This is a genomic window from Gemmatimonadales bacterium (genome assembly GCA_036265815.1).
Classification (GTDB): Bacteria; Gemmatimonadota; Gemmatimonadetes; order Gemmatimonadales; family GWC2-71-9; genus CAVVWJ01.
The window spans coordinates 70019-94302 of sequence record DATAOI010000036.1 but is presented as its reverse complement, the minus strand read 5'-3'; the positions used below and the strand labels follow the sequence as shown (position 1 = coordinate 94302).

The window sequence follows — 24284 nt, the reverse complement described above, 5'->3', positions numbered from 1 at the left end:
CGGGTCGGCCGGGTTGCTTCAAGCCGTGCATCCGCAAGATGTTGCGGCGGTCCCTCTTCTTGTATTCGAGTCATGACTCCTCCAACGACTGCTCGCCGCGACGGCGAAGCGACCCGCCAGCGACTGCTGCGCGCGGCGCTCGAGCTCTACACCACGGTCGGCTTCCGGGCCACCACCACTCCTGCCATCGCGGCCCGCGCCGGCGTCGCCGAAGGCACCATCTACCGACATTTCAGCGGCAAGGAGCACCTGCTCAACGAGGTGTTCCGGAACGCCCAGCATTGGGGCATCTCCCTGGTGCGGGAGGACGAGGGCGGGCGGCCGGCGGCGCCCGAACGGCTACAGCAGATCGCCCGCCGGCTGCTGGACGCCGCCGCGCACGACCCGGCCCTCACCCGGATGCTGCTCCGACGCCGGGACGAGCAGCACCTGGACCAGGGCAGCCGGGAGGCGGAGCGTCAGTTTCAGGACGTCCTGCGGCAGGTGGTAGCGGGGGGAAAGTCCGAGGGACTGGTGCGGCCCGGGCCGGCCGAGCTGTGGACCGATGTGTGGCTCGCCTTGGTGGCGTTCGCGGCCGAGCGGGTGAGCTCGGGGCTCTGGTCGCCCGACAGCCCCTCCGTGGCAATGACGCTCGACGCCGCGTGGGACGCGATCACCGCCCGGGACGCTACGGCGCCGGCCGCCCGGTGAAGGCAGTGATCTGCCGCAGCGGTCCGGGCGCGCCGCTCACCTGAAGTCTCCGGGCTCGACCGGGGCCGAGCGGGCGGATCTCGATCTCGCCGCCGGTCACGAACGCCACTGAGTCGGGGCCCCAGCGGGTCGCGTCGCGCGCGCCCCGGGCGAGGAGTCCGGGCGCGCCGGTGTCGCCCGCCACGCAGAGCGCGCCCGGCTCCTGGCAGGGCACCACGCGGGTGAAGACCGGCTCCCCCAGGAGGACGGCGAGGCTCGATTCGGCGGCGGCGCGCTCCGCCGGCGGGATGAGACGCGGATCGGGGGCGGCCGGCGGCGCGTCGAACCGGTAGAGCCCCGCGGCGGCAGCCACCACGATCGACCGTCCGTCGTGTGACCAGCCCACCCGAGTAGGCAGACCCGCCCCCTTGGGCAGCGCGAGCTCGCGGTCCGCACCGGTCAGCAGGTTCATCACCCAGACGGTTCCGGGCGTCGAATCGCGCAGCGACTGGCCCCGGACGAACGCCACCGCGCCACCGTCGGGCGAGAGCGCGGGGCGCATCTCGCCTACGGTGGTGAAGGTGAGCGGTATCGCGCTCCCACCCTCGGTCCGGACCGCGTAGAGATCGCCGCCGGCGATTCCCTTCCCCGCCACGAACACCGCATACGCATCGCGTCCGACTTCCAGCTGCCCCCGAAGCGGCGGCAGCGTCCCCTCGCAGGCGAGCAGCGCGCCGAGCGTGATGCCGCTCAGTATCCTGACGAATATCATCCCGACTGCGCCCCTGTCATCCCCGCCGGCTCATCTCCCGACCTTTTCCTCCACCAGCCACCATCCCACCTCGTCCACCTCCACCCGCTTCACCTTCCCACGTACGTCCTTCAGCTCGGTCCGCGTCACCGGCCCGGTCAGGTCCACGGTCACCACCCTCCCATCCACCCTCACTCCCAACCCGGGAACCCGAAACGCTCCCCACGCCCGCGGTTGAGTCTGTCTCAGCTCGAGCGCCAGTGTGCGCCCTTGCTGCCGCCAGCGCACCTCCACGATCGGGTACCCCGGCCGGGTGAGCGCCTGCTGGAAGTACCAGCCGAGGTCCTTCCCCGCCGCGGCCGACATGATCCGCTCGAGCTCCGACGCGCCCACCGTGCTGTCCCGATAAGCACGGTAGTATTGCGCGAGCCCGCCGAAGAACGCCGAATCGCCGACCAATCCCCTGAGCTGGTGCACGATCCAAGCGCCTCGGGCAGCCTCGACACGGCTGGAGGACCCAGCCGAAGCCCCGTCCGGTCCCGCGCGCCGAGCGCTGTCCGCGAGGGTCCGCATCCGCGCGCGGAACGCCGAGTCGCCATCGGCGTGGCCCAGCCAGAGAGCGGCCAGATATTCCGCCAGACCGTCCGAGAGCACCTGGGCCGCCGAATCTCCCGGCGCCACCGCGTTGCCGAACCACTGCCCCGCGGTGGCGCGGGCCACGGTGGTTTCGTCCAGCGCGCGGCGGCGATAGGCGGCCTCGTCGTAGAGCGCCACCGAAGCGCCCGCCGTCACGCCGGGCAGCGTGGACTCCACGTGCGCCAGCCCGGGATACGGAAACGTCCCCACCAGTCCCGCGAAGTAGTCCACCATCTGGCCGGACCGGCGGAACGGCCCCTTCACCGCAAACTCCTCATCCTGCCGATAGGACCATGCGGTGACCGGCACACATCTCCCGGGGCAACCATCGCGGGCGAGCGACGTCACCACGTAGCGACCCGCCGCCAGCGCGATACCGGTGAGCGGCACCGGCTCATCGAGTCTGAAGTGCCAGGTGCTCCTCCCGTAGGAGAGCGTGTCGATCCTCTCCAGCGTGCCCGGGCCCGCGACCCGTTCGCTGTCCGAGGCCTGGACATTGAGGGAGACCGCCACTCTGGCTGGCGGGCCGCCGGGCACCGGCAGCCATAGGCGAGCCGCTCCATTCGAGGTCGTAGCGGCCAGCGTGCGCTCGCCATACTGGTTTGGTCCGACGCGGAATCCGCCTCGCGGGATGCCGTGATACCGGACCCGGGTGCTCAGTGTGTCGCCCGGCGCCTTCTCGTGCGGGACCACCACTTCCCCGCCCTGGCGCGCGTACATGGTGCGGGAGAGCCGGGTGTTGGGCTTGCCGTCGACCAGCACGCGGATCACCCGGAATGTCGAGTCCAGCCTGAGCTCGACCGGATTCACGGTGCGGAGCCGCCAGGCGGTCTGCACCTCGCCGAGCAAGTGGGCGCTGGTGTCGCTGGGGACCAGCGTGATGTCGTACTGGAGCGGTGTTTGGGCCGTCGTATCCACTTGCGCGAGGAGCCGGCCGGGCCGGCTCCAGAGCAACAGCAAGCAGACAGCGGCGGTGCGGGCGAGGCTCACTTGCCCAGCCGCGCGCGGTAGAACTGGAGGATACGGGTCCATGCCCGCTCCACCTGCGGCCCGTCCGAGCCTTGCCGGCCGGGCTTGAGGAACCCGTGTCCGGTGCCGGGGTAGACGTCATAGGTAAAGGTCTTCCCCGCCGACTGCATCTGACCCGCGACCTCCGGCAGGCTGCCGGTGATGCGCTCGTCGTTCTCGCCGTAGACCCCGAGGATAGGGGCCTTGATGCGGCGGATGGACCCGGTGTCCGGCGCGGGACCGTAGCAGACGACGGCCGCGCGGAGGTTGGGATTGTGGGTCGCGTAGCGGAAGCTCTGCCCACCACCCCAGCAGAAGCCGATGGTGCCGACCCGGTCCTTGAATACCGCCGGCAGCCCGTTCACGTAGCCGTACACCGCGTCGAGGTCGCTCGTGATCCGGTCCGGCTCCAGCTCGCTCACCAGCTTCCGGCCGGAGTCGGCGTCGGCGGGCGATTTGCCGTACTTGGACGAGAGCAGGTCGGGCAGGACCGCGACATAGCCGTCCTTGGCCAGCCGGTCGGCCACGGTGGGCTCCCAGTCGGTGAGGCCGAAGATCTCGTGGATGACGATGATGGCCGGTGCCTTGGTCTTCCGCTCGGGATAGGCAACATACGCGCGGATCGAGTCCGCGCCGTTCTTGATGTGGACCCACTCGCCGTGGGTGGTGACGGGATCCAGGGCGGCCCGGGACCTCACCACCGCCGCGCCCGCCGCGCCGAGAGCGGCGCCGAGCACAGCCACGAGCAGGTAGGAAGCGGCGCCGCGGACCCGTGTGCGTAGGTGACTCATAAGGTCCTCAGTGCTGGCCGGCGCTGCTCGCCGGAATGTCCCAGAACTCCACCTTGTCCTGCATGAGCAGCGGGACCGCGACCCGGTTCCGCTTGGTATCGATCCCGATGTCGGCGGGGCCACCGTCCACTTTGGCCACCGGCTCCGCACGACCGCCATCCAGCACGAACAGGCTCGAATCGGCCCAGCTCGTCACCAGGAGTCGTCCGTCAGAGAGCGACTCGACACCGTCCTGCTCACCCGGGCCGGAGCCGATCGACTTGGGCGCCTTCTCGCCCGGCGCCCACTCCTGGATCTCCTTGCCGTCGTTGGGAACGATGACGAAGCGGCTTCGGCTCGCGATCCAGGTGATGCCATTGGGGGCGGCGAGGCTGTCCGTCTGGAGCGCCACGCCGGCCTTGTGCCCGGCGCCGATGTGGTAGATGCGGTCGGGGCCCGGGTGGGTGAACTGTCCCCCGGAGCCCGGGCCGAACCCGCTGTCGGTGATGTAGATGCCGTCCGGTCCCACAGCGATGTCGTTGAGGAACTTCGCCCCGGGGAACTTGACCGTGGCCACCGGGGCCCCGGTCCGGGTATTGAAGGCGCGCACGGCATCGATGTCGGCCACCCAGAGAGTATCACCCACGGTCACCATCCCCTTGGGTCCGTTGAGCGTCACGCCCTTGACTCCGCCCGCGATGAACTTGAGCGAGTCGACCTTGCCGTCGGCCGTGAGGCGGCTGATGAAGCCGTTGTTGTCTTTGGCGATCGGGTTTCCGTTGATGTTGGAGACGAACCAGACGTCGAGATCCTGGTCGTAGCGCGCCGATTCCGGGTGTTTGAGGCCACCGATCTCGCCTGACTTCTTGAAGGTGGCGGGGGCGGGGGCGGGGGCGGCAGCAGTGGTCGTGTCCGTCGGGGTGCCGCCGGCCCCGGACGCGGTCTCGCGGCGATCGCGGGTGCATGCCGCGGCGCTGGTCAGGGTGAGGGCCAGGGCGGCCGACCACAGGTATCTCTCTCGCATACTGACGTTCCTCGAGGCTGATGGCGAAGGTGCCGTCGTCTGCTCCATCAAGTGAATCACTGGCAAGATAGCATGCTCACCGCCGGTGATTCCCCTCGGGTCCCCTGCCTGGCCCGCCCTCCCCTGGCCGACACCAGATCCAGGCTGCAGATTCAAGCTGGCACACATCCCAGCTCATCCTTGCCGAAAACCTGTTCGCGTCCGCCGTACCGCGTTGTTGCGAGTGGGCCGCTGCTTGCATCCTTCCTGGAGGGGAAAAATGCCAAATGCGAACAGGCGATGTTTCGCCGCCGGGCGCCTCGTGGCGCTCGCGATCGTTGCCCTCTGCCTCGCCACCCCGGCATCGGCCCAGTTCGGCGGGCTCAAGAAGAAGCTGAAAGAGAAGACGGCGACCACCGCGGTTGAAAAGGCCGCTGGCGACGCCGGGGCAGAGGCGCCCAGCGCGCCAACCGGAAGCGACGGCAGCACCGTGGTTCTCACCGCGGAGGCTGTGGATCGCCTGGTGGCTGGACTCAAGGCGGGGCAGGCCAGGCGTCTGGCGGCGACCAAGGAAGACACACCCTATGGCCGGTACACTCGGGCCCAAGCCGCCTATGAGACCGCAAAGGCCAAATGCGAGGCGGGGACACAGGCCGGCGTTCAGCGGATGGCGTCCAACGAAAAGACGTCGGCGAAGTACACCGCCCTGATGGACAAGATGATCGCGGCGCAGACGAAGCAGGACACGCTAAGGGTGGCGATATATCAGGACTCCATGCTGGCGATGATCGACCCGAGCTGCACCGTGCACCAGCCCGCGCGGCCGGACAACTATTACGACATGCAGCGCGAGGTCGACAGGTCTGCCGAGGCGGAGATCCTCAAGACCGCCGGCCTCACGGCCACCGAGTACGGGCAGACCAATGATCGGATCATCGCGATCCTGGCCGGAGACCCGCCCCCGCCAGATGCATCGCCTTCCGAGAAGGCCGCCGTCACCGCCAAGGGACCCGAGCTCAAGTCGTTGATGGGGATCCGTGATCCGCACGAGGGTCGGGTGGGGAAGGCGGCACCGGCGGCGGCGCCAGCTCCCGCGGCCGCCGCGGACACCGCACCACCGGCTCCGGCGGTGCCCACAGGCATGACGGCGATGAACGACTGCATGGTACAGAACGCCCAGAAGCACGAAGCCGAAATCCAGGCCTTGGGAAAACGGGGTGAGGCCGCGCGGAAGGCCGGCAACGACGCGCTCATGATGGCGATCGCGGATTCGGTGAACCGGATCATGATGGCGGGCTGCAGCATGGGTCAGAAGTGAGTCTGACAATCTCTCGTCGGACCGCCGTCGCGCTCGGCGCCGCTGCCGCCCTCGCTGCGAGCGAGATCGCCGTGTCCGCCTTCCGGGCCGAGGCGCCCCGCTCAGCCGATGCGCTCGCGGTACTTGGGCGTAATGGATGGGTGACCTGGTGGCGTCGTGACGCCGCGCCCACCCGCTGGGAGGGCGAACGGCCGTTGGCGCACCTCGTTTCGTGGTCGGCAGGCGAGGGCGGCGTGGAATGGGGCGAGCTGCAGCTCCGCGGCGCGAGCGAAGCGTGGCGGACTCGCCTGGTGCTGGTACGGGTGGACCCGGGGCTGGTCGAGCTCGCGCTCGATCCCGCGTTCACCCGGGACCGCGACTGGACCATCGGCGATGCAGGCAGCGACGCCGCCTTCGCGCTGACTGCGGGTCAGTTCCGCGCGTCGCTGCCCTGGGGATGGGTGGTGACCGGCGGGCGCGAGGTGCTGCCACCACAGTACGCACCCCTGGCCGGCGCGGTCGTGGTGCAACCGGACGGCCGGGTGCGGATCGTCTCGCCCGACAGCGTCAGCGCGGAGCGGCTGCGGGGTACCGCGCGCGAGGCGTTCCAGAGCTATCCGATGCTGCTGGATGCCGGGACCATACCGCTGCCGCTCCTGCAGGATGGCCGAGGTGTCGACCTCAGGCATCGCGACAGCCGGCTGGCACTCGGCACCCTCCCCGATGGGCGCGTTGTCATCGCACTCACCCGTTTCGATGCGCTGGGAGGGATGCTGGGGAGAATTCCCTTCGGGCTGACGACGCCGGAAATGGCGGCCGTCATGGGTGCGCTCGGCTGCCGCCAGGCCGTGCTGCTGGACGGCGGCATCTCGGGGCAGTTGCTGGTGCGCGACTCGATGGGAGCCGCGCGCGTCTGGCCAGGGATCCGGAGCGTGCCGCTCGGTTTGGTGGGACGGACTCGCTGATCAGCGCGCCGCGACCACGGAATCCGGTGGGAGAGGCCCGGGCACCGGTGGCGGCGGCGTCCACGCCACCACCGAGAGTCGCACGCCGTCCACGCTGGCCGCCGCCAGCGCGAGCGTGTGGCTTCCCTCGACTTGCCCCGGCGATGGCTCGCCTTCGGCTATGGGCTGATCCGGATAGCGCAGCGGCTCCGCCCGCATGGTGAACTCGAAGCGGAACCGGGCCGCCTCGCAGCTGAACTCTGCCCAATCGAAGCTCGCGCGATCTGCCGTGCAGGCGCCACCCGAATTCTCCAGCGCGTTGGTCTGGCTGCCCTCGACCGCGTACCAGCTCCCCAGCTCGCGAACCAGGTACTCCCCCATGAAACCCGGGTAGCCGCCGCTCCCGCCACCACCACCAGCCGTATCGGGGGGGGTCGTCGTGGAGTCGGCGGCTGCCGCGTCGTTCGCGGCGGGATTGGTGGGGAGGCCAGTCATCACATCGGGAACCTTGGTCTCGACCTCGTTGCTGCCGACGTCGGCGACGATGCGGACCACCTCGGCCATGTGCTCGGGTTCCCAGGCGATGAGCGTCCGCATCGAATAGGTGCCGACCTGGGTGCACTCGCCAGGGCCACCGGGAACGGGGGGAGTCACCACGCTGTCCTCCGACGTCAGCATGGTGTCGGACGGGCTGCCGCCGCCGCCACCCTCGGGCGGCTCGACCACGACGGTGTCGACCGGAGGAGGCGCGATGCCGCTATCTCCCGGCCAGGTGCATTGCAGGTTGGGGAAGTCGAGCTGCTCGGTGACCGCGAGGAAGCTCCGGCTGGCGCCGTCGATGGTCAGGGTGACCGGCGTGGCGTGGCCGGTCAGCCGGACGATCTCGGCCGCGTGCCGGAGCGCATCGGCGGTCGGGGAGTAGCCCGCGTCGTCGACCGAGTCGGCGAGGTGCTCGAACTGGCTGGCCAGGCGCTTCCCTTCACTGTCGCCCGTGGGTCCGGTCGAGCCATCGCCGCAGCCCTGAGCAACCAGCAATGCCGCTCCCCACAGCCAGACAAAGCCTTGTCGCATAACGCCTCCCGGTCGGTGGAGCAGAGCCGCGGTCTCTCCTGCAAGACTCACCATACCCCTCGGCTGTAACAGGCGTGCCGAAACCCACTGGTTTCTTGCCCCGCCGTCCTGCCGATGGCATCTTCGCTCGATGACCTCCGCCCCTCCCCCGTTGTCCGGCATCCTTCGCGTCGCGGCGTTCACCGGGTTCGTTCCCCGGTTCGAGGAGCTCATCCCGGCGTCCGCCCGGATGGTGGTCTACTTCATCCATTCACGCCGCTGGCGGGAGAACCACGACGCGGCGATCAAGGCCTTTCTCGCCCGGGAGGGCACCACCCTGGAGGTGTTCCTCCCGGACCTCGAGAACCACGAACTGATGTTCTCGCTGGAGAAGCACTTCGATGACGGGCCGCTGATCCCCACGCTGGTGGTGGACGCCTACCGCTACTTCGGCCGCCTGGCGCGGGACTTCCGGAAGCCGACCGAGATCTGGCTGTTCGGCCGCTATCCCACGTACTCGTTCTATCAGTTCGACCAGCGCGCCATCGTGGCGCTCTACTCCAATACCGCCGCCAAGAAGGACCTGCCAGCCCTGGAGATCACGACCGAGGGCTTTTTCGGCGAGTTTCTGGCCACCGACATCGAGGACCTCAAACGGGAATGCCGGCGACGCACCCCGGACGAACTGGAGACCGTCATCCATGACTCGTCCGCGGGCTAGGAGGCCGGCTCCTCCGGCGGGCCGGCGGCGCGCGCCACCTGGTCGGCCTTGACCCTCCCCGCGTCGAACCGCCGCGCCGCGGCCGTCATCTTGTCGATGGTCTCGTCGAACTCCACCTTCGCGCCGCGCTTGAACCGGATCGGATTGATCCGCGCCACCACGAATGCCCGCAGGTAGGGACTCTCGAAGCCGCGCGCCTTGAGCCCCTGCACCGCCTCCGCCACCGCCGCCTCCAGCTCGAGCACCTTGGCCGCCCGCTCCCGGCGGATCTCCAGTGCCTTGGGCAACGCCGCGCCGAGGAACGTGTCGATCCGGCGGAGGACTGGATGGTAGGCGCCGCCGGCGAAGCGCCCGTTCTCCAGGTAGCAGAAGCCCAGTGTCAGGAGCGCGGCCTCCTCGAACTCGGTCTCGAACTCCCGCTCGGCGCGATCGTCGAGCTGCGCGAGGTTCTCCGCCAGCCGGGCCACCTCGAGGGCCCGCTCGCGGAGGTTATGGGCCTTCTCGGTGTTGAGCAGCAGGATCCGGCGGGCGACCTCGGGCTCGGGCACCACGATCGCCACCGCGGAGCGAGCACCGAGCGTGCGGAGCGCCGCCAGGCGATGGTTCCCGTTCGGTGTCCAGTAGTGTCCGTCATCGGTCCGGACCACGACCATGGGATCGATATAGCGGCCGAGCCGGTCCATGGCGGAGCAGAGCTTGGCGACGTGGGCGTCGGAGAGGTCGCGCTGGTAAGGCGTGGGCTCCACCAAATCGATGGGAAGCCCGGCGAAGAGCTGCCAGTTGCCGCCGAGCGGATCGCGGTAGCTGGCCAGCACAGACCCGCCGTCGGATTCGATCGCCTGGACCAGGCGGGCTACCGCCGCGGGCGGGGAGCCGGAGCCAAGCGCGTCGGGGGAGAGGCCACGGGAGCGGGGTGCACCGGAGGGGCGCTTCTTCCGGCGGGGTGCCTTCTTGGCGATCTTGGGCTCGGCCACGGCAGACCTCGGGGTCGGGCGTGTCGTGCGCCCGGTCGCAGATATGTAAACGCCGTTTGGAGGGTCTGGGAAGGCGTGACGGAGATCCGGGTATTCCTGCTGGCATTGACCCTGGCATCCACGCCGGCCGCCGCGCAGCAGTCCGGCGGACCCGATACGGTGGCGGTGCAGACGGGGCCGCTCACTCTGCACGCATTGCTCTGGCGCCCCCCGGGTCGCGGCCCATTCCCGGCGGTGCTCTTCAGCCACGGAAGCTCCGGGAGTCGGGACGCGCTGAATCCCGAAGAGCCGGCGGCGCTCGGACCGGTCTTCGCCAGGCACGGGTATGTCTTTCTCTTCCTCTGCCGTCGCGGCATCGGGCTCTCCGCCGATCAGGGCACCTCCGACGGCGACCTCATGGATAGCGCCTTCACGGCAGGGGGGCTGAACGCCCGTAACCGGGTGCAGCTGCAGCTGCTGGAGGGCGAAGAGCTCGACGAAGCCTCCGCCGGGCTAGCCTTCCTCCGGGCCCTCCCCGAGGTGGACGCTCGGCGCGTCGCCGTGGCCGGGCATTCGTTCGGCGGGTCGCTCACGCTGCTGCTGGCGGCGCGCGACACGGCGCTTCGAGCGGCCGTGGTGTTCGCCGGCGCCGCATACAGCTGGGGACTCTCCCCCGAGCTCCGCGCGAAGCTCCGGGCGGCCGCGGCGCGCACCCTGGCGCCGGTCTTCTTCATCCACGCATCGAACGACTACTCGGTCTCACCCGGGGAGGCTCTGGCCGCCGAGATGCAGCGGCTGGGAAAGGCTCACCGTTTGAGGATCTATCCTGCCTCCGGCCGAACCGCCAGGGAAGGGCACAATTTCGTGTACCGAAGCGTGGCCACCTGGGAGCCGGACGTGTTCACCTTCCTCGATACGCGCCTGCGCCCCTGAGCGCTGCCTCGCCGCTAGTGCACCGCCGCGGGACGGAGCGGCTTCGCCTCCGCCAGCGCCTTGCGGGCGCCGGCCACGTCCAGGTTCGGGCCATACACGGGGGTGCCCGGCTGCTGCCGCCAGGACTCGTCCAGACTCCCGGCGTCCACCCCGTCGAATCCCAGCTCGTCGAGCAGCCGTATGATGACGCTCTTGGCTCGCTGGTCGTCGCCCGCGACCGGCAGCGCCAGACGCCCCGGCGCGCCCGTGGCCTTGCCGCGCTCCAGCAGGTGCTGCGCATAGATGGTGTTGAACACCTTGACCACCGGACGGCCGAGCTGATTGGAGACCCAGCGGCTCTCGGTGGTGCCGTTCTCGATCTCCTCGATCCGGCCGTCGCGCTGCGGATAGTAGTTGCCGGTGTCGACCACGACGACGTCCTCCGGCACGCCGTCGAACAGGCCGGCCGGCAGACGGGAGATCTGGTTCTCGGGAATGCTCACGATGACCACGTCACCGGAGCGAGCGGCCTGCTCGACGCTGACGGCCTTCGCCCCGGTCTCTCTCGCCAGCTCAACCAGGGTGTTGGGGCCGCGCGAGTTGGCGATGGACACCGAGTGCCCGAGCGGGGTGAGCCGGCGCGCCAAGGTGCCGCCGATGTTGCCCACGCCGATGATGCCGATTCTCATGTCTCCTCCTGGATGGTGACCGCTCTGGACAACCGCCGCGGTGCGGCTAGGGTTCCGGGCGACGTCGACCGAGTCCTGCACCTCTTATTGATAGGCCGAGACCGCCCATGATCCGCCTTCGCCCGCTCTCCCGCGCGCTCATCGCCTCGATGGTGCTGGCCACGTCCTCGGCCACGCTCTCGGCACAGACCCGACTGGCCAGCCCGTCTGCCGGGGTGGACGTCGCCGGCATGGACCGCTCGGTGAAGCCGGGCGACGATTTCTTTTCCTACGCCAACGGCACCTGGCTCAAGCAGACCGAGATTCCGGCCGACCGCAGTAGCTATGGGGCGGCGGCCATCCTGACTGAGCTCACCGACCGCCGGGTAGCCGACCTGATCCAGCAGGCCACCAAGGCCAGCGCACCGGCCGGCTCCGAGCGCCGGAAGATCGGCGACTTCTACGCCAGCTTCCTGGACACGACGGCGATCGACCGCGCCGGTCTCCAGCCGCTCCGGCCCATCCTCGATTCGATCGCTGCCATCGCTGACCGGAAAGAGCTGGCCCGGATGCTCGGGTCCACCCTCCGCACCGATGTCGATGCGCTGAACGCCACGAATTTCTACACCCCGAACCTGCTCGGTCTCTGGGTCGCACAGGATCTGGACGATCCCAGTCATTACTCCCCGTTCCTCCTGCAGGGCGGACTCGGGATGCCCGATCGGAGCTATTACCTCGACTCGTCCTCCGCGATGGCCTCGATCCGCTCCAAGTACCAGGAGCACGTCGCGGCCATGCTCGACCTGGCTGGGATCCCCGGCGCCGCCGGGAAAGCGAGGGCCATCGTGCAGCTGGAGACCCGGATCGCGAACGCGCATTGGAGCCGGGAGGCCTCGGGCGACGTGGTCAAGGGAAACCAGCACTGGACCAGGGCGGAGTTCGACGCCAAGGCCCCCGGCCTGGACTGGGAGGCATACTTCACCGCCGCGGGGCTGGGCCAGGCCCCACGGTTCGTGGTCTGGCAGGCGAGCGCCGTCACCGGCCTCGCGGCCCTGGCCGCAAGCGAGCCGCTGGAGACCTGGAAGGATTACCTGACCTTTCAGGCCATTCAGTCCCGGTCCGCGGTGCTCCCCACCGCCTTCCGCCGCCAGTCGTTTGCCTTCTTCGGTCCGGTACTGAGCGGCGCCCAGAAGCAACGCGACCGCTGGAAGAGCGCCGTGAGCGCCACCAACGGCGCGCTCGGCTTCGCGGTGGGCCGGCTCTACGCCGCCCGCTACTTCGCGCCCGCGGAGAAGGCCCGGGCCCAGGCGATGGTGGCCAATCTCATCGCCGCGTTCAGGGAGCGCATCGATCGGCTCGAGTGGATGGCGCCGGCCACCAAGCGGGAGGCGAAGGCCAAGCTCGCCGTCCTCAAGGTGGGCGTCGGCTATCCCGACAAGTGGCCCGACGATTCCGGGCTCGAGGTGGTGGCGGGAGATGCGTATGGCAACATGGAGCGCGCCGGGCTGTTCCAGTACCGGCAGAACCTCGCGCGGCTCACTGGCCCGGTGGACCGCGGCCAATGGGTCATGACTCCGCAGACCGTGAACGCGGTGAACCTGCCAGCGATGAACGCCCTCAATTTTCCGGCCGCGATCCTGCAGCCTCCCTTCTTCGATCCGAAGCGTCCGCTGGTCATGGACTACGGGGCCATCGGCTCCGTGATCGGCCACGAGGTGAGTCACAGCTTCGACAATCAGGGCGCGCTCTTCGATGCTGCCGGCCGGCTGCACAACTGGTGGACCCCGGAGGACTTCAAGCATTTCGAGAGCTCATCGGCGCAGCTCGTCGCCCAGTACAACGGTTACCGGCCGTTCCCTGACCTCGCGCTGAATGGGCAGCAGACACTGGGGGAGAACATCGCGGACCTGGCCGGGCTGGCCGCGGCGTATGGTGCGTATCATCGCTCGCTTGGCGGCAAGCCGACGCCGGTGGTGCAGGGCTTTACCGGGGACCAGCAGTTCTTCATCAGCTACGCCCAAAGCTGGCGCGGCAAGGCGCGGGAACCGGCCCGGCGCAACGCCATCCTGACCGATGGCCACGCGCCCGCGGAATACCGGGCGTCCACCGTGCGCAACCTCGACGCCTGGTACCGGGCGTTCGGCGTGCAGCCGGGGCAGAAGCTCTATCTCCCGCCGGCAGACAGGGTACGAGTCTGGTGACAAAGAGAGCCACATGCTTGCGGAGTGGACCGAGCCGCCGCCGATGAGCGCTGTGGCACCGATGCCGGTGGTGCTCTCCTCGGACGGCACGCTCTGGCTGGCCTATCGGATCGCCCGGGATCCGGACCACTGTGCCGTGCTACGGTTTCACCATGTGGTCCGGTATGCCTGGGGCGCTCCACCCGCGGCGCACGTCGTGGACGTCACGCCGGAGCTGCCGCGGGGCAGCTTCTACGAGATTGCCGCAGTGCCGGGATCCGGCGAGGGCGCGCGCGAGCGGCGCTGGCTGGTGACCTTTCCCGATGCCATGCTGGAGGTCCGGGCGGCCGATGCCGAAGTGGTGCTCCGTGCCACGGCCGCGCCGAGCCCAGCCCACGCGCTCACGGCGCTTCTCGCCTGACCTCGCCTGCGCTCAGGACCTGCCGCCGGCGGCGACCCGGTTCACATGGGCTTCCGCGATCTCGGTCAGCTTGAGATCGGTGGCCTTCTCCTCGTCCAGCGTCGGCGCCAGCACTTCGGCCCAGTCGGACCGGCCAAGCTGCCGCGCCCAGGCGATCAGCGTCCCGTACCTGGCGATCTCGTAGTGCTCGACCGCCTGCGCGGCAGCGAGCGCGGCGGCATCGAGCACATCGGAGTCGCTCGCGTCGCCCAGGATGTCATTGGCCTCCTCGATGATCCCGTCGATCGCCGGGCAGGACACCGCTTTGGCCGACTCACCATGCATCTGGAACACCCGCTCCAGCCGCTTGATGTGATTGCGGGTCTGGTCCAGGTGGATCTGGAATCCCTGTTTGAGCTGCGGGTCCGAGACTTTGGCGATCATCTTGGGCAGCGCCTTGGTGATCTGCTGCTCGGCGTAATAGATGTCCTGCAGATGGTGGACGAAGAGATCGTCCAGCGTCTTGATCGGCTTGGAAAGCAGTCCCATGATTCGAGCTCCTATCGTAAGGCGCCGAGCGGGAGTGCTCGGCGCGTGGGTTGGTTTGAGGGCTGCATTCTGGCCCCGTGCCGCGGAGAGTACCGTGAGCGGGATCACCGAAACTTGCGGCCATCCTGTCCGGCAGCTTTCGTGTATGCGGCCCCGATACGATCGCATCTTTTTCTGGCGCGAGCCGCGAGGTGTTGCATGAGCGTGATTCGGCAGGCCGCCCTGGTGGGTATCCTCGCCATCGCGGCGCTGGGGCGGGTGACTGCTCAGGAACGGCTGGGCAAGATCAGCTTTCCCAACTCGGGCAGCACCAAGGCACAGCCCCAGTTCATCCGGGGCGTGCTGCTGCTGCACAACTTCCACTACGACCAGGCCGCCGCGGCCTTCCGTGAGGCCCAGAAGCTCGACCCTGGGTTCGCGCTGGCGTACTGGGGTGAGGCCTTGAGCTACACGCACCAGGTGTGGAACCAGCAGTCCCTCGAGCCCGCACGCAGGGCGCTGGCCCGGCTGGCGCCGACCACGGCAGCGCGGCTCGCCAAGGCACGCACCCAGCGGGAGCGGATGTATCTCGCCTCGGCCGAAGCGCTCTACGGTGAGGGCTCCAAGCCGCGGCGGGACACGCTGTACGCCGAGGCGCTCGAGCGATTGGTCCAGGCCCAGCCGGACGACGACGAAGCCAAGGTGTTCCTCTCGGTGGCCCTTCTGGGCTTGAACCAGGGGGTGCGGGACGTCCCCACGTATATGCGGGCCGGGGCGATCGCCGAGGACGTGCTCCGGCGGAACCCGGATCACCCGGGCGCCGCCCATTTCATCATTCATGCCTTCGACGATCCGGTCCACGCACCGCTCGGGGTCTGGGCCGCGCAGCGCTACGCGGAGATCGCCCCCGGCAGCTCGCACGCCCAGCACATGACGACCCATATCTTCCTGGCCCTGGGCATGTGGGACGAGGTGGCCAGGCAGAACGAGGTCGCCGCAGGACCGCACCAGGCTCACTGGGGACCCGGCCATGTGACCCACTGGCTCACCTATGCCTACGTCCAGCAGGGCCGGTATCATGCGGCCCGGGAGCTGCTGACCTCGCTCGCATCGAGCACCGGATCGGCGCCGTCCCGCTCCGATCGAGGGCAGCTGGCAAACTTCCGAGCCCGCTACGTCCTCGACAGCGAGCAGTGGGACGGACCGGAGGCGAAGGCACTGGCCGCGGACACCGGGATCTCGGGTGAGGATGACTACGAGTACGCCACCTTCGCGGCGGGATACGCGGCGGCGCGCCGGGGCGATGCCGGGATGGCGGAGCAGATGCTGGCGAGACTCACCCGCACGAACGGCGATGCCCTGGCCAGCGTCAAGCCGGGCGAGACCGGGAGCAAGGTGGTGCCGGTCATTCTGGAGCTTTCGCTCCGGGCCGAGCTGGCGCGGCGGAGCAAGGCTTCCGACTCGGCCATCGCGCTCCTTCGCCGTGCCACCGCGCTGGAGGACGGGATGCCGGCTGAATTCGGGCCTCCGGCAGTGGTGAAGCCGAGTCATGAGCTCCTGGCAGACCTGCTGCTCGCGAGCGGGCGGGCGAGGGAGGCTGTGGCCGAATTTCAGCGTGCGCTCGCGCTGGGTCCGGGACGCTCGCGGGCCCTGCTCGGGCTGGCGCGAGCCGCTCGGCAGGCGGGAGAGGAGTCAATCTCCGCTCGGGCGTATGGCACCCTGGCGGCGAACTGGCATGCGGCTGACGACGGGGTCCCGGAGCTGGCGGAAGCTCGGGCGGCTAGCGGGGCCCAAGCGGCGAAGTAGGAACCGGCCGCAGCAGCTATCGGTGGCCGCGGCTAAATTGCACCGCGGCCAGTAGGCCGGATCGCCTCACCGGCGTTGTAGTGCCGCAACATAGACCTCGGGCCTGGCCGCTAGGTGTCCCGGCAGCAACGACTTACCTTGACTTTTCCAGGCGTCCTGCTGGCTTGAATCCTGCACCTGGCGTCCGATCCTCCACCTCCCTGAGCCCATGCGTATCTCTTCACGCCGCGCTGCCCGACTGCTGCTCGCCGCTTCCCTCGCACTGGCCTCGGCCACCTGCGGCGGCGACGACCTGACCAAGCCCGGCTCCGACGCTACCCCCGGTCCCGCTTTCGCCGCAGGACCGGCGGCGAGCATCAAGCCGAGCATCCAGCCACCGGCCAGCGCGCTGGACGGCGAGGTCTGGGACCCCAGCCGGCAGCCCACCGTCGTGGTGAAGGACGCGAGCGGCATCGCGGTGCCGGGGGTGGTGGTCAGGGCGACCATCGCCATCGGCTCGGGAACCCTGCAGGGGAACGTCTCGGCGACCACCCTCTCGAGCGGCGTCGCCAAGTTCGTCGATCTGGGAATCGCGGGCACCGGCCCTCACACACTCCGCTACACCACCGGCGGTCTCAGCGCCGTCTCCTCCTCGGTAACGCTGAACGCGCTGCCGCCCGAGGCGTCGACCGGCAAGTGGGATGCACGGGTCTCCTGGGACATCGTTCCGCTGCACATGAGCCTGCTGCCCACGGGCAAGATCCTCGCCTGGGGCAAATACGAGTTAGGCACGACCATGATGGCCAACCCGCGGCTCTGGGATCCGTCGGTCGGCGCGCCGACCACCGCCATCCAGGTGCGGGCGGATACCATGCTCTTCTGCTCGGGCCACACGCTGATGGCGGACGGGAACGTCATGGTGTCGGGCGGACACAAGAACGACGACCGCGGACTCGATGTGACCAACATCTTCGACCCCGTGGCGCAGACCTGGTCCCACGGCCTGCCGAAGATGGCGGCGGGCCGCTGGTATCCGACCGTGACCACGCTGGCCGACGGACGCGTGGTCACCGTGGCCGGCCGCGACGCGGCTTCACAGGTGGTGCTCATCCCCGAGATCTGGGAAGGCGGCAAGTGGGTGCGCCTCACCGGCGCGAGCCTCAAACTCCCCTACTACCCGCGCCAGTTCCTGGCTCCGAACGGGAAGCTGTTCTACGCCGGCGAGCGGGTGAAGGCCCACTGGCTGGACGTGGACCTGGTCACCACCAGCGGCCGAGGCAAGTGGACCTCGAGCACCGGGCTCACCCACCTCTGGCCCTTCAACCGCGATTACGGCTCGGCCGTGATGTACGAGACCGGCAAGGTGCTGTACGTGGGCGGCGGCGGCGACTTGAACTGGAGCACCAACGACGCCAAGTCCGGCAGCCCCACCGCATCCGCCGAGACCATCGACCTCGGCGCGGTCGGCCCCCACTGGAGCAACACCGATTCGATGCACTTCGCCCGCCGTCACCTCAACGCGACCATCCTGCCGGACGGTCAAGTTTTGGTCACCGGCGGCACCAGCGCCGGCGGCTTCAACACCCTCTCGGGGGCCGTCCACGCGGCCGAGCTGTGGAATCCGCAGAGCGGACATTGGACCCAACTGGCCAGCAACACCGTCGACCGGGCGTATCACTCGGTCTCGCTGCTGCTGCCGGACGCCACGGTACTGCACGGGGCGAGTGGCGACGCCAACGTTCCCCTGACGACGACGCCGTATCCGGCGCAGAACAACCATGAGATCTTCCGGCCGCCGTACTTGTTCAAGGGCGCGCGGCCCATCATCACCAGCCTGTCCAAGACGACCGTCGGCTACGGCGAGACGTTCACCGTGACGACCGCCTACGCCGCGCAGATCACCCAGGTCAGGTGGATCCGACTCGGCTCCGTCACCCATGCATTCGACGCCAACCAGCGGGCCAACACGCTCACCTTTTCGCGGGGCTCCGGACTCGTGCGGGTGACTACCCCTTCCACCCCCCAGCGCGCCACGCCGGGACATTACCTGCTGTTCCTGATGAACCGGAATGGGGTGCCGTCGGTCGGAAAGATCGTGAAGGTGCAGTAGGCGGATAGCCTCGACTATTCCTCCGCGATCGCCTCGACCGGCCGGATGCGCCCGGCACGGACGCCCGGCAGCAGACAGGCCAGCATCGCCGAGACCAGCAGCACCGCGGTGACGGCCGCGAAGGTGCCGGGATCGCGCGGCGTCACGCCGAAGAGCAGCGAGCTCAGCCACCGGCCCGCCACCAGCGCCAGCCCGAGTCCCACCAGGGTGCCACGGACGACATACCGCATGCCGCGCGCGACGATCATCCCCGTCACATCGCGCGGCTCCGCCCCGAGGGCCATGCGCACCCCGATCTCGTGCCGCTGCCGCCGCACGACGTACGACATGAGCCCGAAGATCCCCATCGCCGCCAGCGCCAGTGACACCGCGGCGAACGCCGACAGCACGGCACTCCACCGCCCCGGATCGGCCAGCGCGCCGCGCAGCTCGTCCGCCATGGTGCGGCCGGCGAGCGGCAGCTCGGGGTCGAGGCCGCGCAACGCTCCGAGCACCGGCCGGATGAAGCTCTCGGGCGAGGTGCGGGTACGCACGAAGAGCGCGGCGGTACGCGACATCGATTGCGACAGCGGGCCATAGACCCCGTCTCCGTCCCCGGCGAGGCCCTGGTATTTGACGTCACCCACGATGCCGACGATAGTGGTCCGCGGACAGTCGTAGCAGCCGCCCTCGACGAGTTGCTGCCCGACGGCGCTCTCACCCGGGAAGTAGTGCCGCGCCCACGAGCGGCTGACGACGACAACCGGTGGCGCGTTGCTCGAATCGGCGTCGGTGAACGCCCGCCCCTCGAGCAGCGGAATGGCGAGCGCGGCGAAGTACCCCGGGGTCACCCAGGACCAGGGCGACGTGGGCTCGGCCCCGCCGGGCGGCACCGAGTGGGCCACCAAATTGAAATTGTTCACGTCGCCCTGATTGTCCGGCGGAGCCGACGTCGCCAGCCCCGCGGCCGCGACGCCGGGAGTCTCCAGTGCGCGCTGGACAGCTCGTTGCCAGAAGGCCTGCATGTCCGCTCCCTCGGGGTAGCGCGACGCCGGCAATACGAGCCAGACGGAGAAGCTCGAGGCGGCGTCATAGCCGGGGTCCACCTGCTGCAGCCGGGCAAAGCTCTTGCCCAGGAGCGCGGCGGCAAGGAGCAGCGGCACCGCCAGGGCGAACTCCGCGGTCACCAGCACGCCCCGAAGCGTGTTGCTCCACCTGGCGCCGCCGGACCGCCGGGTGTCGGCGCGCAAGGACGCAAACCGTCCGCCCAGGACCGCCGCGACCGGCGAGAGACTCACCAGCAGACCACTCGCCACGCCGAGCGCCGCGGCCACCTCCACCGCTCGGCCGTCGAGCGCGATCTCCCTGATCCGCGGCAGGTTGGGCGCGATCCGGCTGACCAACCGAAGACCGAACGCCGCCAGACCCAGGCCGACGACCGCGGAGAGCGCCGTCAGCGCCAGGCTCTCGGTCACCACCAGCCGGGCGAGCCGGGAGCGCGAGGCGCCCAGAGTCGCGCGGACGGTGAGCTCGTGTGCCCGCGCCGAGGCGCGCACCAGCATGAGCGTGGCGACGTTCGCGATGGCCACCAGCAGCACCAGCACCACGGCGCCGGCAAAGAGCCGGAGCTGCTGTGTGGCCCTCCCCACGATGGTCTCGCGCAGCGGGTAGGGCGTAAGGCGCGCGAGCCTGTCCTTGAACCCCGCCTGCCAGAGCGGGAAGATGCGCTGGCTGATGCCGGCAAGGTCCCGGGCCGCGGCCTCGATCGTGACCCCAGCCTTCAGGCGTCCGATGCCCCGCAGGCTGAAGGGGCCGCGCCGGGTAGGGGTCGGCATCTGGAGCGCGGGCCAGGCCACCGCGTCGATACCCGAGAGCTCGTCGAGACCCGGCGCCAGCACGCCGATCACCGTATGGCTCACGCCGTCGAGCGTGATCGGTCGACCGATGGCCGCCGAGGCGCCGCCCAGCCGCTGCCGGGCGAAGGCGGAGGAGACCACCACGACGGGCGGCGCTCCGGTGAGCTCGTCCCCAGGCTCGATGAGACGCCCGGCCACGACGCGGGCGCTCAGCGCGCCGAAGAAGCCGGAGGTGACCTGGCCGATGTCGATCTGCTTCGGCTGGCCCACGCCGGCCAGGGCAGCCACGCTGCCCCGGGCGGCGCCGAATGCGTCGAAGCTCCGCTGCTGGTCCCGGATAGCCTGGTAGTCCACCACCGAGAGGCCCCAGAGGTTGGTCGCCGAGTTCCGCTGGAACACGCGCACCAGCCGATCGGGATACGGATAGGGCAGGTCGGCGATGAGCACGGCATTCACCACGCTGAACACCGCGGTGGCGGCGCCGATGGCGAGCGCCAGGACCAGGACCACCGCCATGGCGAAGCCCGGATTTCGCCCCAGGGCGCGCGCGGCGAAGCGGATGTCCGCGGTCAGATCCTGGAGCGGACGCACCCCGCTGGCGTCGAGGGTCGCTTCCTTGTAGCGGTCCATTCCGCCGAACGCGAGCAGGGCCTGGCGCCGAGCCGCCGCGGGGTCGAGACCGGCACGGATGTACTCCTCCGTGGCCTGCTCCAGATGAAAGCGCATCTCCTCGTCGAGGTCCCGGTCCCACCGGCGGCGGAAGACCAGGGCGCGGAGCCGCTCCAGAAGATCGGCGATCACCGGTCGGCCATGCGGACGCGGAGGATGCCGTTCACGGCCGCCGCGGTGCGCTGCCACAGCGCGGTCTCCGCCTCGAGCTGGCGCCGGCCCTGGGCCGTCAGCACGTAGTAGCGCGCCCGCCGGGCGTTCTCGGTGGTGCGCCACTCCGAGCGGATCCACCCCTTCCGCAGCATCCGCTGGAGCGCGGGATAGAGCGAGCCCTGCTGGACCTGAAACACGTCGCGGGAGAGCTGGTCGATCCGCTGCCCGATGCCCCAGCCGTGCATCGGCGCGAGGGAGAGGGCCTTGAGGACCAGCAGGTCGAGGGTACCGGGGAGCAGATCGACGGGGCCGGGCACCGGCATGTCCTCCAGAGAGTCTGGAGGAGCATGGGACGGCTTCTCTAGCTTGTCAAGAGGACCTTCTCACCCGGATGTGGTTGTGGACTGCTGCACGGCGCGCCGGGCAAACAGCGCGATGGGGGTGCCGATCAGCAGCACGTGTACCACGATGCTGAGCGCGACCCATAAGGGATCCTTGGTTCCAGCCCCGGCGGCCGAGAGCGGCAGCACGATGTAGTTCCGCCTGGTGCTCCTGACAATGTGCCGTATCTCTCCACGCTCGCGGTCGGCAGGCGCTCGCCGGCAAGGTCCCGAGTAGGACGCCAACGACCACGGCGACGAGCGAGGGTGAGCGGGCAGCACACCGGCGCCCCTCCTCACGGCGTTACTGCGGCGGAATCGACCAGTGGAGCTCCTCGCCCCGCCCGACGGCGAACGGATCGCTCAGCACCGCTTCGCCCTGCCCCCGGACCGGCCGGGCCTCGAAGCGAATGAGTCCAGCCCCGGCCACGAGCCCGGGAGCGAGCCCAAACGTCGTCTTCTCACCGGCTGGCGCGAGCCCGAGGCGGACCGGCGTCGCTCCCTGCTGCCGGACATAGAGATCCATGTCGAGCGAAGAGTTATTTTCGACCTGCACTCGAGACTGCTCGGCGGGAGCGGAATCGGCGCCGGCCTGGTGGGCGGCACAGGCGCTACCGCTCCAGCCGACCAACGCCGAGAGTACGAGGAGTTGACGAGCTCGCATCGGACACCTTCTGCTGGAGACGGTCTGAACGATAGCTCCGATCACACCCGGGGGACGAGGATGCCGCACCGGGCCCGGCCGAGTAGGCGGCGGGTGAGCCCGACGCGCGTGCACCCACCGCTCGCGGTCTGCGCGGCTCTGATCCTGGCGTCCCAGCCCGGCGCCGCGCAGGCACCAGCCAAAATCGACACCCTCGCGCTCCAGCGCCTGCTCGTGGCCGAGGACGCGCGGGGGACGGGTCGCGACGGTCTGGAACCGCTGCTGGGCGCGCTCGCGAGCGACGACACCCTGCTCCGCCGGCTCGCCGTTCGCGGACTGGGCCGGCTCCAGCGGCCCGAGCTCGGACGAGCCCTGCTGCCATTCCTGGCCGACAGCCTGCCCGCGGTGCGCAGAGAGGCGGCGAACGCCATCGCCCAGTCGATGCGCCGGGTCGGCCGAGGCACGGCGTCATCCGACAGCACTCAACTCACGATTCGCGATGCCGCGGCCGCGTTCACCCGAGCGCTCTTGTCGGAGACCGAGCCGCGAGTCACGGAGGCCCTGGCGCAGTCACTGGGCCGGCTGCCGCTGAGTGACAGCGCCGCTGCACGCGCTGCGGAGGTGACGATCCGCGCGCGGCTCGGAGACCAGCCCATCGCCGGGGTTGTACACGGGCTCTACACCCTGGCGCGCGCGCGACGGGCGACGGGCAATCTCACCTCGGCCACCGTAGCGCTGCTCCGGGGCACGGCCCTCGCCGCCGCGGACACGACGGTGCGCCGCCTCGCCCTGCTGACCTTGGCCGCGGCCGGCGGACTGGACAGCACCACGGCCGCGCACACGGCCGGCGACCGCGACGACGAAACCCGCCGGATGGCCCTCCGGGGCGCCGGCGCCCTCCCGGCCGCCTTCCGGCAGGCGCTGATTCGCCGGGCGCTGGCCGACCCGAGCACCATCGTTCGTGTCGAAGCCGTGGCGGCCGCGCGGCTGGGCGACGGCCCACCCGACTGCCGGCCGATACTGGCCGCCACCCGCGACAGAGAGCCCTACGTCGCGCTCACCGCCATCGACTCGCTCGGCAGCGGGTGCGCGGACCCAGGCGCGGCGGCGGCCACGCTGCGGCGGCTCTCGTTGGACAGGACCAAGGGTGGGCCCTCCGACCATCGCTGGCAGGTGGGAGCGCACGCCCTGCTGGCGCTGGCGCGGCTCGATACCGCCGCCGCCGCCGCGATGCTGCCGCGCGCGGTCCACTCGGAGCGAGGGGAGGTGCGCCAGTACGCCGCGCGTGCCGCTGCAATCGTCGGGGCCCGTGCCGTGCTTCTCCGCCTCGCGGCCGACCGCGACCGCAACGTGCAGGAGGCCGCGATCGCCGGACTCGCGGCCACGGCGGCGCACGAGACGGACAGCGTCTACCTCCGCGCACTCGGCTCGAGCGGTCATCAGGTGGCGCTCGCGGCGGCCCAGGCCCTCAAGGACTCCCGGCATCCCGCGGTTGTGGCTACCCTGCTCGACGCCTTCGATGGCCTGAGCTCCCGCCGGACCGAGAACGCCCGGGATCCGCGCATGGCGATGCTCGAGCGCATCGGCGAGCTCGGCTCGCCGGCCGCCGCGTCCCGGCTCCGGCCCTATCTGGCCGACTACGACACGACGGTGGCCGCGACCGTCGCGACGCTGCTGACCCGCTGGTCAGGCGCGCCGGTCGAGCCCCGGCCGGTTCCGTTGCCGATCCGCCCCGAGCCGCTGGCGGACATCTTCTTCCGCCGCACCATCCGGCTCCGGGTGACGATGGCGCCTTCGAGCGGAGGCGGCAGCTTTACGCTGCGACTCTTCCCCGACGAGGCGCCGGCGACGGTGGCGCGCGTGCTGCGGTTGGTGAGCGAAGGATTCTACCACGGGAAGGTCTTTCAGCGGGTCGAGCCCAACTTCGTGATCCAGGGAGGCGGGCCCGATGCCAACGAGTACGTCGGCGCCGCGGCATTCATGCGGGACGAGCTCAGCCTCCGGACCCACGCCCGAGGGACCGTCGGGATCTCCGCACGTGGCCGCGATACCGGCGACGGCCAGTGGTTCATCAACCTGGTGGACAACCCGCTACTCGACCACGAGTACACCGTCTTCGGCCGGATCGACGGCGGTCAGGCGGTGGCTGAACGGATCCTCGAGGGCGACCGCCTAGCGCGGGTAGAGGTGATCGAAAACCGCTGACTGGCCGCCGAAGC

General features: G+C 69.9%; 22 protein-coding genes. 10 read left to right on the top strand and 12 right to left on the bottom strand.

Translation table 11 applies throughout. From position 1 onward, the window contains the following. The first annotated feature begins 72 nt into the window (after positions 1-72). The gene (locus VHR41_07745) at positions 73-690 is read left to right on the top strand and encodes a TetR/AcrR family transcriptional regulator (protein HEX3234076.1); all 618 of its coding nucleotides are present in this window, start codon (positions 73-75) and stop codon (positions 688-690) included. Here VHR41_07745 and VHR41_07740 read toward each other — a convergent pair. From VHR41_07740 to VHR41_07725, 4 genes are read right to left on the bottom strand one after another with little or no spacing between them, the layout of a single operon-like run. Further along, positions 668-1441, bottom strand: coding sequence for a hypothetical protein (locus VHR41_07740; protein HEX3234075.1), 774 nt, complete (start codon positions 1439-1441; stop codon positions 668-670). The genes VHR41_07745 and VHR41_07740 overlap by 23 nt on opposite strands. A gap of 30 nt (positions 1442-1471) precedes the next feature. After that, the gene (locus tag VHR41_07735; GenBank protein HEX3234074.1) at positions 1472-3046 is read right to left on the bottom strand and encodes a hypothetical protein; all 1575 of its coding nucleotides are present in this window, start codon (positions 3044-3046) and stop codon (positions 1472-1474) included. Further along, positions 3043-3855 (bottom strand): dienelactone hydrolase family protein, encoded by an 813-nt coding sequence (locus VHR41_07730; protein HEX3234073.1) that lies wholly within the window; start codon positions 3853-3855, stop codon positions 3043-3045. Before VHR41_07730 ends, VHR41_07735 begins: the two co-directional genes overlap by 4 nt. A 7-nt stretch (positions 3856-3862) precedes the next feature. Next, positions 3863-4858 carry a hypothetical protein gene (locus VHR41_07725; protein HEX3234072.1) on the bottom strand — a complete coding sequence of 332 codons (996 nt, stop codon included), beginning with the start codon at positions 4856-4858 and terminating at the stop codon, positions 3863-3865. A 259-nt stretch (positions 4859-5117) separates the two neighbouring features. Here VHR41_07725 and VHR41_07720 point away from each other — a divergent pair, with 259 nt between their 5' ends. Continuing rightward, positions 5118-6155, top strand: coding sequence for a hypothetical protein (locus VHR41_07720; GenBank protein HEX3234071.1), 1038 nt, complete (start codon positions 5118-5120; stop codon positions 6153-6155). Then, positions 6152-7099: a phosphodiester glycosidase family protein gene (locus tag VHR41_07715; protein ID HEX3234070.1), complete on the top strand. Its 948-nt coding sequence runs from the start codon at positions 6152-6154 to the stop codon at positions 7097-7099. The genes VHR41_07720 and VHR41_07715 overlap by 4 nt, the downstream gene beginning before the upstream one ends. On the opposite strand, the gene VHR41_07710 is transcribed toward VHR41_07715, so the two are convergent. Continuing rightward, the gene (locus VHR41_07710) at positions 7100-8149 is read right to left on the bottom strand and encodes a hypothetical protein (protein HEX3234069.1); all 1050 of its coding nucleotides are present in this window, start codon (positions 8147-8149) and stop codon (positions 7100-7102) included. 130 nt (positions 8150-8279) lie between these two features. On the opposite strand from VHR41_07710, the gene VHR41_07705 reads away from it, so the two are divergent. Continuing rightward, positions 8280-8849 carry a hypothetical protein gene (locus tag VHR41_07705; protein ID HEX3234068.1) on the top strand — a complete coding sequence of 190 codons (570 nt, stop codon included), beginning with the start codon at positions 8280-8282 and terminating at the stop codon, positions 8847-8849. Here VHR41_07705 and VHR41_07700 read toward each other — a convergent pair. Beyond that, positions 8846-9823 (bottom strand): ParB N-terminal domain-containing protein, encoded by a 978-nt coding sequence (locus VHR41_07700; GenBank protein HEX3234067.1) that lies wholly within the window; start codon positions 9821-9823, stop codon positions 8846-8848. The two genes, VHR41_07705 and VHR41_07700, sit on opposite strands and share 4 nt — an antisense overlap. A gap of 75 nt (positions 9824-9898) precedes the next feature. Here VHR41_07700 and VHR41_07695 point away from each other — a divergent pair, with 75 nt between their 5' ends. Then, positions 9899-10735 (top strand): alpha/beta fold hydrolase, encoded by an 837-nt coding sequence (locus VHR41_07695; protein HEX3234066.1) that lies wholly within the window; start codon positions 9899-9901, stop codon positions 10733-10735. Positions 10736-10749: 14 nt separating this feature from the next. Here VHR41_07695 and VHR41_07690 read toward each other — a convergent pair whose 3' ends face one another. Next, positions 10750-11403 carry an NAD(P)-binding domain-containing protein gene (locus tag VHR41_07690; protein HEX3234065.1) on the bottom strand — a complete coding sequence of 218 codons (654 nt, stop codon included), beginning with the start codon at positions 11401-11403 and terminating at the stop codon, positions 10750-10752. A gap of 107 nt (positions 11404-11510) precedes the next feature. Here VHR41_07690 and VHR41_07685 point away from each other — a divergent pair, with 107 nt between their 5' ends. Beyond that, entirely contained in the window at positions 11511-13583 is a 2073-nt protein-coding gene (locus VHR41_07685) for a M13 family metallopeptidase (GenBank protein HEX3234064.1), read from the top strand. 13 nt (positions 13584-13596) lie between these two features. Next, positions 13597-13983: a hypothetical protein gene (locus tag VHR41_07680; GenBank protein HEX3234063.1), complete on the top strand. Its 387-nt coding sequence runs from the start codon at positions 13597-13599 to the stop codon at positions 13981-13983. Positions 13984-13995: 12 nt separating this feature from the next. Here VHR41_07680 and VHR41_07675 read toward each other — a convergent pair whose 3' ends face one another. Beyond that, a complete protein-coding gene (locus VHR41_07675) occupies positions 13996-14511 on the bottom strand; it encodes a DUF892 family protein (protein HEX3234062.1) in 516 nt (171 codons plus the stop codon). A 198-nt stretch (positions 14512-14709) separates the two neighbouring features. Here VHR41_07675 and VHR41_07670 point away from each other — a divergent pair, with 198 nt between their 5' ends. Further along, positions 14710-16296, top strand: a complete 1587-nt coding sequence (locus tag VHR41_07670; protein HEX3234061.1) for a tetratricopeptide repeat protein — start codon at positions 14710-14712, stop codon at positions 16294-16296. 208 nt (positions 16297-16504) lie between these two features. Beyond that, positions 16505-18385 carry a galactose oxidase-like domain-containing protein gene (locus VHR41_07665; protein ID HEX3234060.1) on the top strand — a complete coding sequence of 627 codons (1881 nt, stop codon included), beginning with the start codon at positions 16505-16507 and terminating at the stop codon, positions 18383-18385. Positions 18386-18399: 14 nt separating this feature from the next. On the opposite strand, the gene VHR41_07660 is transcribed toward VHR41_07665, so the two are convergent. The 4 genes from VHR41_07660 to VHR41_07645 all read right to left on the bottom strand — a co-directional run bounded on the left by VHR41_07660 (position 18400) and on the right by VHR41_07645 (position 22086). After that, positions 18400-21021, bottom strand: coding sequence for an ABC transporter permease (locus VHR41_07660; GenBank protein ID HEX3234059.1), 2622 nt, complete (start codon positions 21019-21021; stop codon positions 18400-18402). Next, complete coding sequence (locus VHR41_07655; protein ID HEX3234058.1) at positions 21018-21359, bottom strand: PadR family transcriptional regulator; 342 nt, start codon at positions 21357-21359, stop codon at positions 21018-21020. The genes VHR41_07660 and VHR41_07655 overlap by 4 nt, the downstream gene beginning before the upstream one ends. Before the next feature lie 66 nt (positions 21360-21425). After that, on the bottom strand, positions 21426-21572 hold the full coding sequence (locus tag VHR41_07650) for a hypothetical protein (GenBank protein ID HEX3234057.1): 147 nt from the start codon (positions 21570-21572) through the stop codon (positions 21426-21428). 154 nt (positions 21573-21726) lie between these two features. Further along, positions 21727-22086, bottom strand: a complete 360-nt coding sequence (locus VHR41_07645) for a hypothetical protein (protein ID HEX3234056.1) — start codon at positions 22084-22086, stop codon at positions 21727-21729. A 93-nt stretch (positions 22087-22179) separates the two neighbouring features. On the opposite strand from VHR41_07645, the gene VHR41_07640 reads away from it, so the two are divergent. Then, positions 22180-24270: a peptidylprolyl isomerase gene (locus tag VHR41_07640; protein ID HEX3234055.1), complete on the top strand. Its 2091-nt coding sequence runs from the start codon at positions 22180-22182 to the stop codon at positions 24268-24270. Positions 24271-24284 lie beyond the last annotated feature (14 nt).